The organism is Allobosea sp. 2KB_26, from assembly GCF_052115715.1.
Taxonomy (GTDB): Bacteria; Pseudomonadota; Alphaproteobacteria; order Rhizobiales; family Beijerinckiaceae; genus Allobosea.
Window position 1 is genome coordinate 186033 of record NZ_JBFRHE010000007.1, and the last position, 18002, is coordinate 204034.

Here is an 18002-nt window from a genome sequence, read left to right on the forward strand (position 1 = left end):
CAGGAGAGATCGCGCGAGGCGGGCTGCTGGTTACGGCCTCACGGAAAAGTGAGCCTGGCGCCCGCCGCGGCTGTCGGCATCTTGGGAGGCATCGCAAGTTGCCAGGCCCGCTCGACCCATGCCGGGGCGGCCATATGACCGCCGCCATGGAGGCAAAGTTCCAGCCGCGCGGGCCCGGGACAGTCTGTTGCCAGCCGACAGGTCAAGGCCTCCGGCCGTGGCGCCCTCCGGACCTCATCCGCCCAGGACGAGATGCAGCCCGGAGCCAGGACGGCAAGGCTCCTGAAAAGATCGCCCTGCCTGTACCCGGACCGGAGTGGGCGCCCCGCCATCGGCACGGTTGTGTCGCTTGTGCCATGGACATGGATCAGATTGGGCCGGGGGCCGACGCAATCCTGCGGAAGGGGCTCCCAGAACGCACCGGCGATCGGCGCAAAGGCCGCAAAGCGCGAGGGCATCCGGCAGGCCAGATTCCAGACCATGGACGCGCCTTGCGAGAAACCGCTGGCCAGAATCCTGCCGGGATCGACGGGGAAGCGTTGCGCGACGTCGTCGAGAACATGGCCGATGAAGGCGAATTCGTCGCGATGGTGTCCGGGGGAGCCGGGATAGGACCAGGTCCGCCCCATCCCGTCAGGGGCGATCAGGGCAACGCCGAGGTGTTGCGCAACTGCGACGAGACCCTGGTCGGCCATGATCTCCTCGGCCGAGCCTTGCCAGCCGTGAAAGTACATGATCGCGCCGCGCGGATGCCCGATCGCGGCCTGCGCGGGCAGCAGGATGCGATAGAACCCGCCCTCGACCGGGCAGCCTCCCTCGGCCGGACAAGGCATCAGGCGGTCTTCCGTCCTGGCGTGTTCCTGTGCGATGGCGGCGGGTGTCAGCGTCGTGGTCAGCGAAATTGCGAGCGCTGTGATCGCCCGGCCGAAGCGCGCTGCTGTCGCCATGTTCGTCGCTTTCCCGCGAAAGGCCCGGAAGGCCGCGCTCTGCGCGTATGCGAGCGTATCGGGGCGGGGCGAGGTCAGCATCTGCCAGTCACGGGCTTGTGAGCCCTGCATCGTCATGCGACGGATTGGGCACCCGCCTGTACAGCCCCGGAGAATCGCCGCTTCCGTGTCTCTCGCCGATCTTGAAACGCAGCTGCGTCCCGTCTTTCTCTCCGCGCTTGCCGGTGATGCGTCGGCCTATCGGGTGTTCCTCGAGGCGATCAGCCTGCGTCTGCGCGGCTATCTGCGCCATCAGCTGGCGCGGGCGGGGCGCACCGAGCCGAGCGAGACGGAGGATGTCTTGCAGGAGACCTTGCTCGCCCTGCATCTCTCCCGGCACAGCTATGATCCGGCGAGCCCCGTGACCGCCTGGGCCCATGCGATCGCGCGCTATAAACTCGTCGATCATTTGCGCCGCTCCGGGCGGCACGCGTCCAACCTGCCGATCGATGACGAGGCCTATCAATTGGCGGCGCCCGACACGCCTGCCTCCGATGCCCGGCTGGACTTGACGCGAGCCCTGCAATCCCTGCCTGAGCGGACACGAACGCTGATCGACCGGGTCAAGGTCCAGGGCTGTTCGGTCGCCGAGGCCGCAAGCGCTGCCGGCATGACCGAGACGGCAGCGAAGGTCGCGATCCATCGCGGCCTGCGGGCCATGGCCCGACTCCTGACCAAGCGCAGGGCACTGTGACCGGGTTGCGCGGGATGCGGCAGCGTGAGCGCACCCAACGCTGTAACCTTTCGCCTGCTTGCTGCGAAATCCCGTCCATCACAGCACGATGACCGATCCGACATGCATACAGACGAGCTGATTTCCCTCATGGCCACGAGCAGCCAGCCGGTTGATACCGGGTGGCTGCGCCGTATCACCTGGCTCGCTGCGTTCCTCGCCATGATCGGGGCGACGCTTGCCGTGCTCCTGACGCTCGGCGCGCGCCGTGACCTGGCGGCGGCCTGGGCGAGCGCGCCGGTGCTGGGCAAGGTCCTGCTGGGAGCGAGTGTGGCCGGGATCGCCGTGGCGGTTTTCCAGCGCAGCCTGCGGCCCGGCCTCAATCCGCGAGGACATCTGTCCTTGATCCTGCTCCCGATCGCCGCCGTGATGCTGTGGGCTCTCGTCGTTCTGGCTCGGGCGCCTGGCGGAGAATGGGCCAGCTTGACCTTTGGCAGGAGCTGGCAGGCCTGCCTGATCTCCGTTGTGCTCTACGGACTGATCCCGTTCGCTGCCATGATCGCGATTGCCCGGCGAGGCGCGCCGGTCGATTTGCGCCTCACTGGCGCTGCCGCCGGAGTTGCATCCGCGGCGTTGGCGACCATCGCCTACAGCGTGCATTGCCCTGAGGATACGATCCCCTTCATCGCAAGCTGGTATCCGCTGGCGATGGGCCTGATGGCTATCGTCGGAGCCCTCGCTTTTCCGCGATGCGTGCGCTGGTAGCGGAGTGCGAGACAAGGGGGAGAAACACTGCCATCACGCAGTACACGTTCTCCCCGCGGCGATTGGCGCTCCGCCTCATCTGGCCGTCCCGCGGGGTTTCGTCTGCCCATCGACGTCACCAATTGCAATCAGCGCCCGTATCAGGCTGGCAGCCTGGCGAGGTCCGGCTTGTTCGCCCGCGCTCCGGGCCAGCCAAGGTTCGGCGCGATCAGATGAATGAAATCGTCGATGATCTGCTCATAATCCTCCGCTTCGAAATTATAGGGCAACTCAAGACGCAACTCGTCGACCTCGCGCAGCACTGGGTCCTGCAGCAATGCGATCAGAATCTCCTCTGATGTGCCGATGAGATCCGGAGCGAACTGGGTTCGGCGTTCGCCCTGCGGCTTCAGGGTGCGCTCATGCCGGCTGGCGGCGTAACCGTGATAGCGACTGCGGGTCTTCGCATCGGCCCCGTCGAGCGGGACGATGACACGGCCGACTGCAATGCGTGGCTGATGCCGGGCCTGCCAGCTGCTGCGATAGAGAGCGAGCTGGCGCAACTGGGCCTCGAAGAAATTGTCGGTCTCCTCGCCGATATTGATGTTGCCGACGAGAAGGTGGAAGCCGTTCTCCCCGGCCCAACGCGCCGAACGCAGCGATCCTCCTCCATACCAGAGCCGCTCGCGCAGTCCCGGTGCGTGCGGTTGGATGCGCGGCCGCAACCGCCCCGCCGCCGACGTGATGAAGGTCTCGTCGTCGCCGAGATAGCCGCCGTCGAGATTGGCTGCGAGGCGGGCGACGCGCTGATGCGAGTAATCGGAATCTGTCCGGTCTCCGTCGAGGAAGCGCTGACCCAGCAACTCGGCGTGCGACGGAGGCCCCGCACTGAGGCCGACATTGAGGCGTCCGCGCGAGAGCACGTCGACGAGCGACAGATCCTCTGCCAGGCGGAAGGGGTTTTCGTAGCCGATCTGGATCACGGCGGAGCCGATCTCGATGCGTCGCGTCCGCTGGCTTGCCGCGGCCAGAAAGACACTGGCCGAGGAGACGCCCGGTTCGAGATGGCGTTGGCGCACCCAGGCGCTGTCGAAGCCGAGCCGTTCGCCGAATTCGAAGAGCTGGAGGGTGTCCTCCAAGCCAACCAGTGGAGCGTCGTCGCGGTAATTGCCGGGCGTCAGGAAGCCGATCCGGCTGATCGTGAGCGGAGTGGCGGGCATGATGGACTCACAAGGCGTTGGGGGCGGCGGCTTCAGGACTTGGGCAAGCCTGGCGGATTGGTCTCGGAGCGCTCCAGGGCCTCTTCCTCAAGTCCCCAGCGCGCGAGCGCCTGGCGGTACCTGTCGGTGGCGATCAGGCCGTTGGTTGCCACGGTCAATGCGTCGACCAGACCGCTGCCCTTGCGCGTCGTAATCGCGACATCCGACTTGAGGGGCCAACCGGCGCTGAGGGTGCCGGCTCGCCGGATGTTGCGGTCGCGTGCGGCGATGAAGACCAGTTGGGCATGCGGCTGGACGATGACGTCGGCCCGGCCGGCGAGCAGCGCGATCAGTTTGGTCGGCTCGTCGTCGTAATACTGCAGATCGAGTGGCTTCAGCCCGGCTGCGACATTCAGCTTGCTCCATGCAAGCAGGATGCGCTCCTGGTTGGTGCCGGCGCCGACGATGATGCGCAGACCTGCCGCGTCCTTGGGGGCCCTAATGGACGTCACCGGGCTCTCGGCCTTCACATAGAAGCCGTGCAGACCTTGCCGGTAGGTCGAGAAGTCGAACTTCTCTTTCCGCTGCTCGGTGACGCCGACATTCGAGATCACCGCGTCGTATTTGCCCGAGGCCAGTCCGAGCGGCCAGTCGGCCCAGGCGATCGGCAGAAGATTGAGCTTGAGGCCCAGGCTGTCGGCGATGAGCTGGGCGAAGTCCGGGTCGGCGCCGACCACGGTCCTGGCGTCGGTCGCATAGGTGGCGAGCGGCGGGCCGCTCGGGCTTATCGCGACGGTGAGCGAGCCCGGCTCGACAAAGGCAAAGCCCTTGGGGATGGCCTTGATTGCCTCGGGATTCCGTTCGGCGCGAAGCCTGCCAGGCTGCTCCGGGCCGAGATCGAAGGGCTGCGCGAGGGCGGGGGCAGAATTCCAGTAGGCGGTGGCTGCCCCAAGCAGCAGCGAGAGAATGGCTCGTCGCCCAATCATGATCGTCTTTCCAGTTCCAGATTTGGCCGCTTCGCTAAAGGACACCAGCGCCGCCGCTGTCGCGCGGCGGCGCAAGGGCCTCAGCTCTTGGGCAGGCCGGGCGGGTTGGTGGTGGATTTCTCGACGGCCTCTGGGCCGAGATTCCAGCGGGTCAGCGCCTTGCCGTAATTGCCGTTCGCGATCTGGGTATTGAGGGCATGGGTGATCGCTTCCGCCAGCCCGTTGCCCTTGCGGGTCGTCACCGCGATCTCGGCCAGCAGCGGCCAGCCGCCGCTGAAATTGCCCGCGAGTCTGGTCTTGCCTTCGCGGGCGGCCTTGAAGCTGAGCAGGGCGTTGGGGCCGAGATAGACGTCGGCCCGGCCTGTCTCGAGTGCGAGATAGAGCACGACGTCGTCGTCGTAATACTGCACTTCGACCGGTTTCAGGCCTTGTTTGAGGTTCTGCTCGTTCCAACGCAGCAGAATTTGCTCCTGGTTGGTGCCGGAGCCGACGATGACCTTGAGCCCGGCCACGTCCTTGGGCTCCGTGATGGTGATCGGGTTGCTGGCTTTGACGTAGAAGCCGAGCAGATCCTTGCGATAGGTGGAGAAGTCGAACTTCTCCTTGCGCTGCTCGGTGACGGTCACATTGCTGATTGCGGCGTCGTATTTGCCGGAGGCGACGCCAAGCGGCCAGTCGGCCCAGGCGACACTGACGATCTCGAGCTTCCGGCCAAGACTGTCGGCGACGAGCTGGGCGATGTCGGGCTCGGAGCCGACCAGCGTACGCGTATCGGTGCCATAGGCGCCGAAGGGGAGGCGCTGCGAGGCGATGGCGACGGTGAAGACGCCATCCCTGGCGAATTTGGCGTCCTTGCCGACCAGCCTGAGCGCCTCCTCGTTCCTCTCCGCACGGGGGCGGCCGGGTTGTTCCGGGCTGAGATCGAAGACCTGCTGGGCCATGGCAGGGACGGTGAGGAAGGCGGCCGCTGCGGCGAGCGCGCCGAAGCCGAGCGAAAGGGATCTGGTCCTTGCGGCCATGCTGAAAACTCCATGCGAGGGATCGGGACAGGCTCGGATCATCCGGGGAAGCGCAGGTCCCGCTGCGCTCGCCGGTTCTGGCCAGGCGCTAGAGAACCTTGGCGAGGAACTCGCGGGTACGCGGGTGGTCGGGAGCCCCAAAGACCTTCTCGGGCGAGCCGGTTTCGAGAATGCGGCCCTGCTCCATGAAGACCACCCGGTCGGCGACCTCTCGGGCGAAACCGATCTCATGGGTGACCACGATCAGCGTCGTGCCGGAGCTCGCGAGTTCCTTGATGACGTCGAGCACCTCGCCGACCAGCTCGGGATCGAGCGCCGAGGTCGGCTCGTCGAAGAGCAGGACCTTCGGCCGAAGTGCGAGGGCGCGGGCAATCGCAACACGCTGCTGCTGGCCGCCGGAAAGCTGGCGCGGATAGGCTTCGGCCTTCTCGGAGAGGCCGACGCGGGCAAGCAGTTCGCGTGCCTGGGCGACAGCCTCATCGCGGCCGATGTTTCGCACTGTGATCGGCGCCTCGATGACGTTCTCGAGCGCGGTCAGATGCGGGAACAGGTTGAAGTTCTGGAACACCATGCCGACATCGACGCGGCGCTTGAGAATATCCGTCTCCTTGAGCTCATAGAGCGTGTCGCCGTCCTGGCGGTAGCCGATCAGCTCGCCATCGATCGAGACGAAACCGTCATCGACGCGTTCGAGATGATTGATGGCGCGCAGCAGGGTCGATTTGCCTGAGCCCGACTGGCCAAGGATGACGGTGACGCTGCCGCGCGGGATGGTGAGGCTGACATCGTCCAGCACCTTGAGCGGGCCAAAACTCTTGCTGACGGCCTGGATGCGAACCTCGCCACCGCTGCGGGCCAATGAGGCCCAGCTCACCGGCGTGCCCGCGTCCCGCACAAGGAGTGGAACCGATGTCGTGCTCGCTGCCTGCACTGCTCTCGAGCGACGCAGCTTTGCAAGGGCATTGCCGATCAGGGATGGCGGTGGATTGCGTAGCGCGCCCTTCGAATAATAGCGCTCGATATGATGCTGGATGAAGGACAGGACGCTAAGGATGACCAGATACCAGACGGTCGCGACCATCAGCAGAGGGATCACCTCCAGATTGCGGCGATAGATGATCTGGATCGTGTAGAACAGCTCCGGCAGAGCCAGGATGTAGACCATCGAGGTGCCCTTGGCCAAACCGATGATCTCGTTGAAGCCAGTCGGCAGGATGGTGCGCATCGCCTGCGGCAGGATGATCCGCGTGGCCTGGCGTGAGCGCGGCAGGCCAAGTGCGGCTGCGGCTTCCAACTGACCCTGATCGACGGAGAGGATACCGCCGCGAATGATCTCGGAGCAGAAGGCCGCCTGGTTGAGCGCCAGCCCGAGTACGGCTGCCGCGAATGGCGTGAGCAACTGCGTGGTCTGGTAGCTGAAGAAGGAAATCTCGGTGAACGGTACACCGAGCGTGATCGTCTCGTAGAGATAGCCCAGATTGTTCAGCACCAGCAGCAGCACGATCAGCGGGATCGAGCGGAAGAGCCAGACATAACCCCAGGAGAGCGAGCCCAGCAGGGGCGAGCCGGAGACCCGCGCCAGCGCCAGCGCCGTGCCGAGCAGGAAGCCGAAGGTGGCGCCGAGCAAGGTCAGCAGCAGGGTGCGCCCGAGGCCGGCCAGGACGGGCTCGGCAAAGAACCATTCGGCGAAGACGTCCCAGCCCCAGCGTGGGTTCGACAGAACCGAGTTCAGGATCGCAAAGATCACGATCACCGAGAACACCGTTCCGACCGTCCGCGCCGGGTATTTCGCTGGCACGATACGATAATGCGCGTAGTCGCTCTTTCGCGCGGGTTGCGGCGGCGGCGCATCAAGCGCGCGAAAATCAGTGGTCAGGGTCATGGCAGGTCTCGTCGGGAGGCTGGGGGCGGTCTGACCCGCTGTCTGTCGGCTCGGAGGCGCTCAGGCCGCGCTGGCGGCACCCGGCCGTTCGCTGGCCGACGCATGTGGCAGATGCCCGGTGAACGGGCCGAGTTCCTTTTCGAAAGGAAGCTTGAGATGGATCTCGGGATCGACCGTGACATCGAAGAGCGGGCGATAGCCGGACTGCAGGTACAATTCCTTGGCTTCGGGCTGTCGGAATCCGGTCGTCAGGTAGATCCTGCTGTAGCCTTGGCGCTGTGCCTGCGCTTCAAGCTCCTCGACCACCTTGCGGGCCAACCCCTGCCGACGGAAATCGGCATGGGTCCAGATCCGCTTCAGCTCGGCGGTATGCTTGTCGTAGCGCTTGAAGGCGCCGCCGCCGATGGTGCGCCCATCGCGGACGAGCAGCACGAAATTGCCATCCGGCGGCGCGAACAGCTCGGCTGGATAGCGGGTCATTTCGGCGCCGGGCGGCTCTCCGAAAATGCTGCCATAGCGGGTCGCATATTCCCAGGTCAGCGCTTCGATCAAGGGCTGCGAGCGCGCGTCGAGCGGGGTGGTGTAAATGAAGCTGTCGGCCATGATGGGCTGCCTTTCCGGCGGGTTCAGGAGAGGTAGGCCTGCGCCAGCGCGACCCAGTAGGTCGCCGCTGGGGCCAGGATGGCGTCGTTGAAGTCGTAGTGAGGGCTGTGCAGGGGGGCGCTGTAGCCGTTGCCGACGAAGAGGTAGCTGCCGGGGCACGCCTCCGAGATGAAGGCGAAATCCTCGCTGGCGGTACGGGGCCTGAAGTCTCGCTCGATCCGTTCTTCGCCAAAGGCCGCCACCGCAACCTCGTGTGCGAAGGCGGTTTCCGCATCGTGGTTGACCAGCGCGGGGAAGCCGAGCCGGTAGCGGACGTCGGCCCTTGCACCAAAGCTCTCGGCCTGGGCACGCACCAGCGCCGGAATGCGCTGCTGCAACTGCTCGCGGACCGTGCTGCTGAAGGAGCGGATCGTCAGCCTGAGCCCGACGCTGTCGGGGATGACATTCGAGCCGGTGCCGCCATGGATCGAGCCGACCGTGACGACGGCAGCCTCGAGCGGATCGATATTGCGGGAGACCACGCTCTGCAGCGTCGTGATCACCGCGGCGGCGGCAACGACCGGGTCGACCGTCTCATGCGGAGCGGCTCCGTGTCCCCCCTTGCCGAGCACGGTGATCTGCGCCTGATCGACCGAAGCCATCGCCGGACCGGCAATGAAGCCGAATTGTCCGGTGGGCACGCCCGGCCAGTTGTGCAGGCCGAAGACCGCGTCGCAGGGGAAGCGCTCGAACAGCCCCTCGTCGATCAATTTGCGGGCGCCGGCGCCGATCTCCTCGGCCGGTTGGAAGATCAGAGTCAACGTGCCTGAGAAGCGCCCGCTTTCGGCGAGATAGCGCGCTGCCGCGAGCAGGATCGCGGTATGCCCGTCATGGCCGCAGGCATGCATCGCGCCGGCATGGATGCTGGCATGGGCCAGGCCCGTTGCCTCCTGGATCGGCAGGGCGTCCATATCGGCACGGATGCCGAGGCTACGCTCGCCGCTGCCGCGCCGGAGCGTCGCCACGACGCCGGTACCGGCGAGCCCCGTCGCAACCTCGTAGCCCCATCCCGCGAGATGCTCGGCGACGAGCGCACTGGTCCGGTTTTCCGCGAAGGCGAGCTCGGGGTGGCGATGAAGGTCGCGGCGCAATGCGATGAAGGTATCGGCGAAGGCTGCGATGCCGCGCGCCGCGTCTTCACGCTCTGGCTGGCCGAGACCGGGCGTGTGAAAGGTCATCTCCCAGCCGCCTCAGCTGGCCGACCGCGTCAACGCGGCCTGCCGCGTCGTGCCTTCGCGGGCGCCGGCATGGCGGCTTTCCCGGCGCGGCAAACCGAGATGGTCGCGCAGCGTCGCGCCGGGCAAGCTTCGGTCATAGACGCCACGCTCTTCGAGCACCGGGATGACGAGCCGGGCGAAATCGTCGAAGCCTTCGGCGATCACCGGGAAGCCCAGGATGAAGCCATCCGCCGCCTGTTGCGCGACACGGTGAATGATCCGCTCGGCGACGGTCTCGGCCGTGCCGATGAAATCGGTTCGCGGTGTGGTGGCTTCGAGCGCGACCTCGCGCAGGCTCAAGCCCTTCAAAGCCGCATTGCGCTTGATGCGGTCGGTGGTCGACCGGAAGCTGTTTTTGCCGATCTCTCCCAGTTCGGGGAACGGCTGATCGAGCGGGTAGGCGCTGAAATCGTGATGGTCGAAGAAGCGGCCGAGATAGAGCAGGGCCTCGTCGATCGAGACGAGATCGCGGATGGCGCGGTACTTCTCCTCGGCTTCCTGCTCGGTCGCCCCCACGATCGGGCCGATGCCCGGGAAGACCTTGATGTCGCTCGCGCTGCGGCCATGGGCGATGGCGCTGTTCTTGATGCTGCGATAGAAGCCCTGCGCCTCCTCGAGCGCGACATTGTTGCTGAAGACGGCATCGGCGTGCTTGCCGGCAAGCCCGATCCCGGCGTCAGAGGCGCCTGCCTGGAAGACGACCGGCTGCCCTTGCGCGGAGCGGGAAATGTTCAGCGGCCCCTCGACCTGGAAGAAGCGGCCCCTGTGCCCCAGCGTGTGGAGCTTGGCCTTGTCGAAGAAGACGCCGTTTTCGCGGTCCCGCGGGAAGGCATCGTCGTCCCAGGAATCCCAAAGGCCCTTGATGACATCGAGATATTCGGTGGCGATCTCATAGCGGAGGGCATGCTCCGGATGCGGCCGACTATAGTTGCGGCCCGAGCCTTCGAGCGGCGAGGTCACCGCATTCCAGCCGGCGCGCCCGCCCGAGATCAGATCAAGCGAGCCGAACTGGCGCGCGATGGTGAAGGGATCGCTGTAGGAGGTCGAGACGGTGCCGACGAGGCCGAGCTTGCTGGTCGAAGCAGCCAACGCCGACAGGATCGTCAGCGGCTCGAAGCGGTTCAGGAAATGCGGGATCGACTTGTCGTTGATGTAGAGCCCGTCGGCGACGAAGGCGAAGGCGATGCCGGCAGCCTCCGCCTTGCGCGCGGTGCGGACGAAGAAGTCGAAATTGACGCTGGCATCGGCAGGGCTGCTGGGATGGCGCCAGGAGTTCATATGGCTGCCCGGGCCCTGCAGCATGATGCCGAACGTGATGGGATTCTTGCTCATGGAACGTGCTCCGGTGGAGAAAGTGGTCAGGCCGCGGCCGCCAGGACTTCGTCGGCGAGCAGCGCGATCGACGTGAGCCGCTGCTGCCGGGCGGCCGCCGGCGTATCGAGGATGAATTCAGCGATGCCGAAGCGCCGGTGCAGCGCATCGAGCTCGCGCCGGACCCGAGCCGGCGTGCCGGCGACGATGCTCGGCCGGCGCAACTCGGTGCGGTAGGAGGTGACCCCCGCTTGCCGGGCGTATTCCGCGGCCTGCGCTTCGCTGCCGACATTGAGAGCCTGACCATCGTCGAGGTAGAGACGCACGATCTGCAGCCCGTCCGCGATCCGTTCGGCTTCCTCGTTGCTCTCGGCGGCCAGCGCGGTCACCGCGAGGAGCGGCGTGCCAGGGCCTCCTGCATTGGCGAAGGCCTCGATGCTTGCCTCGATCGCTGCGTGATCGCCATTGAGCTGACCGGCAAAGACGAACTGCCAGCCCTGTTCGGCGGCAAGTCGCGCGCTCTCCGGGCTGCCGCCGAGCAGGAAGCGCTGCGGCACCTCGGGCGGGATTGGCGCTACAAGGGGCCGGTCGAGGGCCTGCCCAGCGTCCGTTCCGTGATCGAGATAAGCGCCGAGTTGGCGCAACTGCGTGCCGAACTCGCGCCGGACGGCGGGATCATGTCCCCATTGCAGCGCGCGCGTCGCCAGTGGCAGTCCGCCCGGCGCCTTGCCGATGCCGAGATCGACCCGGCCCGGTGCGAGTGAGGCGAGGACGTGGAAGTTCTCCGCCACCTTGTAGGGGCTGTAATGCTGCAGAAGGACGCCGCCCGACCCGACCCGAATGCGCGAGGTGCTGGCCAGGATATAGGCCGCCAGCACTTCCGGAGAGGAACTGGCGACGCCCGCCATGCCATGATGCTCGGCGACCCAGAAGCGGTGATAGCCCCAGCGCTCCGCATTCTGAGCGAGTGCGACCGAGCGGGCCAGCGCGATGCTGCCGGTCTCGCCGTCGAAGACGGGGCTCTTTTCGAGCAGGCTGAGGCGATAGGTCATTGGAGCGGCCTTCGTGAATGCAGGTCTGCGTGCGGGTTTGGGGCGGGTGGAATCAGAGCGCCCGCAGGCCGAGCGCCGCCGCGGCCTCGTCCGCCATCCAGCCGAGGCGCTCGTAGTCGCCGCGCCAGTAGACGAGGGCCGCTTCGTCGGCGCCGAATCTGACGGCCCGCACGCGGCCGATGATGATGCTGTGGGAATGGCGCTCGATCAGTTCCTCGACTTCGCAATCGAGGGAGGCGAGCGCGCCGACCAGGAGCGGGGCGCCGGTTACGGCGGTGGTCCATTCGGCGTGCCGGAAGCGCTCGGCGCCCTTCTCGCCGTTCCGTCCGGCGAAGCGATCCGCGATCTGCTTCTGCGCCGCATTCAGGAAGTTGATGCCGAAGGTGCGGTACCGCTGCAGGGTCGGATAGCTCGACGATGTGCGGTTGAGTCCGAACATGACGGTCGGAGGCTCGGCCGAGAGCGAGGCGACCGAGGTCGCCGTAAGGCCGGTCCGATCCTCGCCTGCGCCGGTCGTGATGACACTGACCCCGCCAGCGAGGTGGCGGAAAGCGGCACGGAATGCGGCTGCTTCGTCGCGAACCGGGGGCGAAGCTGTCGGCAAGCGCGTGACGATGCTCATGGGGAATCCTTCAAGCCATGCGGGCGGGTTTGGACGCAGCGATCTCGCGACGGCTGTTGATCAAGCCGTGCGTTCGCCGATCGAGCCGGCCAGCGGCCGAGCCGAAAAGAGGGGTGGTGGGACGTTCCGAGCGGGCCAGAACGCTGTCTGACCCCAATCCGGGGGTCGACGGTGTTCGGCATGGCTCCGCCGCGGCCGAGCTGAGCGGCGTTACCCACGCGGGATCAGGAGGAGCGGGGCGCGGTGCCGTTCAGGCCCGGCACGCAGGAGTGTTCAACATCGATGCGCCCGATCAGGTGCAGTTTCATGAAGATAAAGTGGAATTTTCTTCGATGTTGATTCAGTCATGAACGTGTCTCCAGCAATCGGGAGCCCACGAATGCATTCGTGGTGCTTTTAGCTTTGGTGACGCGGTGCAAGCTGCTCCAGAAAATCCCGCGATCGACACTGTCGATACTATGATCATTCTGCATCATGCCGCTTCGGTCAATGAAACGTCTTTTCAAAGATCGCTCTCGAACCGGGATAAACGCCTCTGGACGGCGAGGTGCTCGAAAGGCTTTGCCTCATGCGCTGGACGTACGTGACCTGCGGGGCATCCCGCCTTGGTCAGCGCGCTGGGAAGAGACGCAAGGTCACCATTCCAGCTTGGCGAACACTCGCGAGATGGCTGCCCTGGCTTTCATCCAACAGTCATCCCGGCGTCATCCAGGCGACCTAGGCAGGCGGCCTCACAGCTGGATTGCCGAGAATGAAACGCCAGAATGTTCTCCTGATCGTCGTCGACCAATGGCGCGCCGATTTCATACCGCATCTGATGCGGGCCGAGGGGCGCGATCCCTTCCTGAAGACGCCGAATCTCGATCGCCTTTGCGCGGAGGGCGTGACCTTCCGCAACCATGTCACGGCCTGCGTGCCTTGCGGTCCGGCCCGGGCCAGCCTGCTCACCGGCCTTTACCTGATGAACCACCGCGCCGTGCAAAACACGGTGCCGCTCGACCAGCGCCATTTCAATCTCGGCAAGGCGCTGCGCGCCATCGGTTATGATCCCGCGTTGGTCGGCTACACCACGACGACGCCCGATCCGCGCGCGACCTCGAAGAGCGACCCGCGCTTCCTGGTGCTCGGCGACCTGATGGACGGTTTCCGTTCGGTCGGCGCCTTCGAGCCCAATATGGATGGCTATTTCGGCTGGGTGGCGCAGAACGGCTTCGAGCTGCCGGAAAAGCGCGAGGATATCTGGCTGCCGGAGGGCGAGGACTCGGTGCCGGGCGCAACCGACAAGCCATCGCGAATCCCCAAGGAGTTCTCCGACTCGACCTTCTTCACCGAGCGTGCGCTGACCTATCTCAAGGGGCGCGCCGGCAGGCCGTTCTTCCTGCATCTCGGCTATTATCGCCCGCATCCGCCCTTCGTTGCGCCGGCGCCCTATCACGCGATGTACCGTCCGGAGGATATGCCCGGACTGGTGCGGGCGGAATCGCCGGAAGCCGAGGCGGCTCAGCATCCGCTGACCAAGTTCTACATCGACTCGATCAAGCGCGGCTCCTTCTTCCACGGGGCGGAAGGCTCGGGCGCGACCTTGGACGAGGCCGAAATCCGCCAGATGCGGGCGACCTATTGCGGCCTGATCACCGAGATCGACGACTGCCTCGGCAGGGTCTTCGCCTATCTCGACGAGACCGGGCAGTGGGACGACACTCTGATAGTCTTCACCAGCGATCATGGCGAGCAGCTCGGCGACCACCACCTGCTCGGCAAGATCGGCTTCAACGACGAGAGCTTCCGCATTCCGCTGGTGGTGAAGGACCCGCGCGGAGCGGACGAGCGTCGCGGTGCAATCGAGACCTCCTTCACCGAGAGCGTCGACGTGATGCCGACCATTCTCGACTGGCTCGGGGGCGAGGCGCCGCGCGCCTGCGACGGGCGCTCGGTCATGCCGTTCCTCAGCGAGGGCAGGCCGGCGGATTGGCGCAGCGAACTGCACTACGAATACGATTTCCGCGACGTGCACTACTCCCAGCCGGAGCAGGTTCTGGGCCTCCACATGGATCAGTCCAGCCTCTGCGTGATCCAGGACGAGCACTATAAATACGTCCATTTCGCCGCGCTGCCGCCGCTCTTCTTCGACCTCGGCAAGGATCCGCACCAGTTCGTCAATCTGGCCGAGGACCCGGCCTATGCCGCCCTGGTGCGTGACTATGCCCAGAAGGCGCTGTCCTGGCGGCTGATCCATGCCGACCGGACCCTGACCCATTTCCGCTCCGGCCCGCGCGGGCTCGAGGAGCGCGATCCCAACGCCACCCCTTCAGGAGATGAACAATGGTCGGTTCCTTCACGCGTCGCAGCGCAATAGCGCTCGGCGGCTCGGCCCTCATTCTGCCGCGCTTTGCGATCGCCCAGGCCGACAACCGGCCCTCGATCACCATCGCGGTGCAGAAGATCGCCAATTCCAACACGCTCGACGTGCTGCGCGAGCAGTCCAATGTCGGCGAACGCGTCTTCTTCTCGTCGATCTGGGAGGGGCTGATCGGCCGCAACTGGCTCGGCAATCTCGAGACGGTTCCGGGTCTCGCCACCGAGTGGAAGCGCATCGACGACAAGACTGTCGAGCTCAAGCTGCGCCGCGGCGTGAAGTTCCACAACGGCGATGAGCTGACGGCGGAGGATGTCGCGTTCTCCTTCAGCAGGCAGCGCATGTTCGGCGACACGCAGCCGTCGCAAGGCAAGACGATCTCCGTCGACTTCGTCGTCGGGGGCGGCCGCGCCAACAAGGAACTGCCGGCCGAAGTGCCGGCGGTGGCGCGCCGCTCCTGGCCGGCTCTGCTCGGCATCGAGATCGTCGACAAATACACGGTGCGCTTCGTCAACGGCACGCCCGACGTGACGATGGAGGGTCGCATCTCGCGCTATGGCAGCGAGATCATGAATCGTCGCGCCTTCGAAGAGGCGAAGACCTATAGCGACTGGGCGACCAGGCCGGTCACGACCGGCCCCTACCGGATCGCCGAGTATCGCCCGGACGTCTCGCTGCTGCTCGAAGCCCATGACGAGTACTGGGGCGGCCGCCCGCCGCTGAAGTCGATCCGTTTTGTCGAGGTGCCGGAGACGGCGTCCCGCATCAACGGTCTGCTCTCCGGCCAGTACCAGTTTGCCTGCGATATCCCGCCGGACCAGATCTCGCAGATCGAGAAGAATCCCGCCTTCGAGGTGCAGGGTGGGACCATTCTCAATCACCGCCTGACGGTGTTCGACAAGAACCATGCCCAGCTGCAGAATCCGCTGGTTCGCCGCGCCATGACGCACTCGATCGACCGGCAGGCGATCGTCGACTCGCTCTGGGCCGGCCGTACGGTGGTGCCGAAGGGGCTGCAATGGCCCTATTACGGCGAGATGTTCCACGCCGATTGGGCGGTGCCGGCCTTCGATCTGAAGCTGGCGCGCGAGCTGGTCAAGCAGTCCGGCTACAAGGGCGATCCGATCCCGTATCGCCTGCTCAACAACTACTACACCAACCAGACTGCCACGGCGCAGGTCCTGGTCGAGATGTGGAAGGAGGCGGGGCTCAACGTCGAAATCCAGGTCAAGGAGAACTGGCAGCAGATTCTCGAGCGCACGCCGACCCGTGCGGTGCGCGACTGGTCGAATTCGGCGCCCTTCAACGATCCCGTCTCCTCGATCGTTGCCCAGCACGGCCCCAACGGCCAGCAGCAGCAGGCCGGCGAATGGCGCAATGACGAGATGAACACGCTCTCGGTCGAACTCGAAACCTCGACCGACCGGGCCCGCCGCAAGGCCGCGTTCCGCCGCATGCTGGAAATCGCCGAGCGCGAGGACCCGGCCTATACGGTGCTGCACCAGAACGCGACCTTCACGGCCAAGCCCAAGGCGCTTGCCTGGAAGGCCTCGCCGGCCTTCGCGATGGATTTCCGTGCCGAGAACTGGGGCGGCCGGAGCTGATCGCAGTCCTATCGCGGCGCGCCCCGAAAGGGCGCGCCGTTTTCTGTTTCCGATGACTTCTGGAGGGTTCCTTGACCCATCTGACACGCCGCCATGCGCTTGGCCTCGGCGCGGCCTCGACCGGTGCCCTGATCCTGCCGCGCTTCGCGATCGCGCAGGCCGATAACCGGCCCTCGATCACCATCGCGGTCCAGAAGATCGCCAATTCCAACACGTTGGAAACGCTGCGCGAGCAGTCCAATGTCGGCACTCGCACCTTCTACAGCTATGCCGAGAGCCTGATCGATACCGACTGGGCCGGCGACCTGTCGCTCCGGCCGGGCCTCGCCACAGCCTGGCGCCGCATCGACGATCGCACGGTCGAGCTGACGCTACGCCAGGGCGTCACGTTTCATAATGGCGAGACCATGACTGCCGAGGACGTCGCCTTCTCCTTCGGCTCCGAACGGATGTGGGGCGGAGCGGGGCAGGCGAGCTCGGCCGGGCTATTCGGTTCGGTGACGGCCGGCGCCGCCGGCAAGCAGCCGCCCGCCGAGGTGGTGGCGGTGGCGAGGCGAGCCTTCCCGGGCTTCGAGAAAATCGAGATCGTCGATCCGCAGACCGTTCGCTTCGTCAACAAGACACCCGACGTGACGCTCGAAGGCCGTATCTCGCGCAATGTCGGCATCATCGTCTCGCGCAAGGCTTTTGCCGAGGCCGGGAGCTGGCTCGACTGGGCGCGCAAGCCCGTCGGGACAGGGCCCTATGGGATCGCCGAGTTCAAACCCGATCAGTCGCTGACGCTCGTCGCGCATGACGCCTACTGGGGCGGCCGGCCGCCCCTCAAGCAGATCCGGTTCGTCGAGGTGCCGGAGACGGCGTCCCGCATCAACGGTCTGCGTTCGGGCGAGTACGACTTTGCCTGCGATATCCCGCCTGACCAGATCAGCGAGATCGAGAAGAACCCGCGTCATGAGGTGCTCGGCGGCCTGATCACCAATCACCGCCTGACGACCTTCGACAAGACCCATCCCCAACTCGAAAACCCGCTGGTGCGCCGGGCCATGACCCATGCCATCGACCGCCAGACCATCGTCGATGCGCTCTGGGGCGGGCGCACCCGCGTGCCCAAGGGGCTGCAATGGGAGTTCTACGGCGACATGTTCATCGCCGATTGGGCGGTGCCAGCCTTCGATACCAAGCTCGCCCGCGAACTGGTGAAGCAGTCGGGCTACAAGGGCGACACGATTCCTTACCGACTTCTCAACAATTACTATACCGGCCAAGTTTCGACGGCGCAGGTGCTGATCGAGAGCTGGCGCGAGATCGGCCTGAACGTCGAGATTGAAAGCAAGGAGAACTTCCCGCAGGTTCTGGCAAAGGGGCCGACGCGGGCCGTGCGCGACTGGTCGAACAGCGCCGCCTTCAACGATCCTGTCGCCTCGATCACCGCTCAGCACGGCCCGACCGGCCAACAATGGCAGATCGGCGAGTGGCGCAACGACGAGATGGGCAAGCTTTCGGACGAGCTTGAGACCTCCACCGACCGCGCCAGGCGCAAGGCGATGTTCCGCCGCATCCTGGAAATCTGCGAGCGTGAGGACCCCGCCTACACCGTGCTGCACCAGACAGCGAATTTCACGGCCAAGCGCCGGGATATCCAGTGGAAGGCGGCACAGGCCTTCGTCATGGATTTCAGGGCGCGCAACTGGGGCGGGATCCGCTCGTGA

At 65.7% G+C, this 18002-nt stretch carries 16 protein-coding genes; 6 read left to right on the top strand and 10 right to left on the bottom strand.

Annotation, left to right across the window (positions count from 1 at the left end; all coding sequences use genetic code 11):
- Positions 1-38: 38 nt before the first annotated feature.
- Complete coding sequence (locus tag AB4099_RS19950) at positions 39-1064, bottom strand: CE1 family esterase (protein WP_441479334.1); 1026 nt, start codon at positions 1062-1064, stop codon at positions 39-41.
- Positions 1065-1113: 49 nt separating this feature from the next.
- Here AB4099_RS19950 and AB4099_RS19955 point away from each other — a divergent pair, with 49 nt between their 5' ends.
- Together AB4099_RS19955 and AB4099_RS19960 are read left to right on the top strand one after the other, a co-directional pair.
- Positions 1114-1680: a sigma-70 family RNA polymerase sigma factor gene (locus AB4099_RS19955; protein ID WP_441479335.1), complete on the top strand. Its 567-nt coding sequence runs from the start codon at positions 1114-1116 to the stop codon at positions 1678-1680.
- A 129-nt stretch (positions 1681-1809) separates the two neighbouring features.
- Positions 1810-2424 carry an NrsF family protein gene (locus AB4099_RS19960; protein WP_441479336.1) on the top strand — a complete coding sequence of 205 codons (615 nt, stop codon included), beginning with the start codon at positions 1810-1812 and terminating at the stop codon, positions 2422-2424.
- A 140-nt stretch (positions 2425-2564) separates the two neighbouring features.
- Here AB4099_RS19960 and AB4099_RS19965 read toward each other — a convergent pair whose 3' ends face one another.
- The 9 genes from AB4099_RS19965 to AB4099_RS20005 all read right to left on the bottom strand — a co-directional run bounded on the left by AB4099_RS19965 (position 2565) and on the right by AB4099_RS20005 (position 12333).
- The gene (locus AB4099_RS19965) at positions 2565-3623 is read right to left on the bottom strand and encodes an LLM class flavin-dependent oxidoreductase (RefSeq protein WP_441479337.1); all 1059 of its coding nucleotides are present in this window, start codon (positions 3621-3623) and stop codon (positions 2565-2567) included.
- A 32-nt stretch (positions 3624-3655) separates the two neighbouring features.
- Positions 3656-4588, bottom strand: coding sequence for an ABC transporter substrate-binding protein (locus tag AB4099_RS19970; protein ID WP_113515864.1), 933 nt, complete (start codon positions 4586-4588; stop codon positions 3656-3658).
- Positions 4589-4668: 80 nt separating this feature from the next.
- Positions 4669-5607 carry an ABC transporter substrate-binding protein gene (locus tag AB4099_RS19975; protein WP_441479338.1) on the bottom strand — a complete coding sequence of 313 codons (939 nt, stop codon included), beginning with the start codon at positions 5605-5607 and terminating at the stop codon, positions 4669-4671.
- 88 nt (positions 5608-5695) lie between these two features.
- Positions 5696-7489 carry an amino acid ABC transporter permease/ATP-binding protein gene (locus tag AB4099_RS19980; protein WP_441479339.1) on the bottom strand — a complete coding sequence of 598 codons (1794 nt, stop codon included), beginning with the start codon at positions 7487-7489 and terminating at the stop codon, positions 5696-5698.
- Between the two features lie 60 nt (positions 7490-7549).
- Positions 7550-8092, bottom strand: a complete 543-nt coding sequence (locus AB4099_RS19985; protein WP_441479340.1) for a GNAT family N-acetyltransferase — start codon at positions 8090-8092, stop codon at positions 7550-7552.
- A gap of 23 nt (positions 8093-8115) precedes the next feature.
- Positions 8116-9309, bottom strand: coding sequence for a M20 aminoacylase family protein (locus AB4099_RS19990; RefSeq protein ID WP_441479341.1), 1194 nt, complete (start codon positions 9307-9309; stop codon positions 8116-8118).
- A 12-nt stretch (positions 9310-9321) separates the two neighbouring features.
- Complete coding sequence (locus AB4099_RS19995) at positions 9322-10680, bottom strand: LLM class flavin-dependent oxidoreductase (protein WP_441479342.1); 1359 nt, start codon at positions 10678-10680, stop codon at positions 9322-9324.
- Between the two features lie 26 nt (positions 10681-10706).
- Positions 10707-11711, bottom strand: coding sequence for an LLM class flavin-dependent oxidoreductase (locus AB4099_RS20000; RefSeq protein WP_441479343.1), 1005 nt, complete (start codon positions 11709-11711; stop codon positions 10707-10709).
- A 52-nt stretch (positions 11712-11763) separates the two neighbouring features.
- Positions 11764-12333, bottom strand: coding sequence for a flavin reductase family protein (locus AB4099_RS20005; RefSeq protein ID WP_441479344.1), 570 nt, complete (start codon positions 12331-12333; stop codon positions 11764-11766).
- Between the two features lie 116 nt (positions 12334-12449).
- Between AB4099_RS20005 and AB4099_RS20010 the strand changes: the two genes are divergently transcribed.
- The 4 genes from AB4099_RS20010 to AB4099_RS20025 all read left to right on the top strand — a co-directional run bounded on the left by AB4099_RS20010 (position 12450) and on the right by AB4099_RS20025 (position 18002).
- On the top strand, positions 12450-12683 hold the full coding sequence (locus AB4099_RS20010) for a hypothetical protein (RefSeq protein ID WP_441479345.1): 234 nt from the start codon (positions 12450-12452) through the stop codon (positions 12681-12683).
- 401 nt (positions 12684-13084) lie between these two features.
- On the top strand, positions 13085-14689 hold the full coding sequence (gene pehA / locus AB4099_RS20015) for a phosphoric/sulfuric ester hydrolase PehA (protein ID WP_441479346.1): 1605 nt from the start codon (positions 13085-13087) through the stop codon (positions 14687-14689).
- The gene (locus tag AB4099_RS20020) at positions 14656-16293 is read left to right on the top strand and encodes an ABC transporter substrate-binding protein (protein ID WP_441479347.1); all 1638 of its coding nucleotides are present in this window, start codon (positions 14656-14658) and stop codon (positions 16291-16293) included. The genes pehA and AB4099_RS20020 overlap by 34 nt, the downstream gene beginning before the upstream one ends.
- Before the next feature lie 71 nt (positions 16294-16364).
- Complete coding sequence (locus AB4099_RS20025) at positions 16365-18002, top strand: ABC transporter substrate-binding protein (RefSeq protein ID WP_441479348.1); 1638 nt, start codon at positions 16365-16367, stop codon at positions 18000-18002.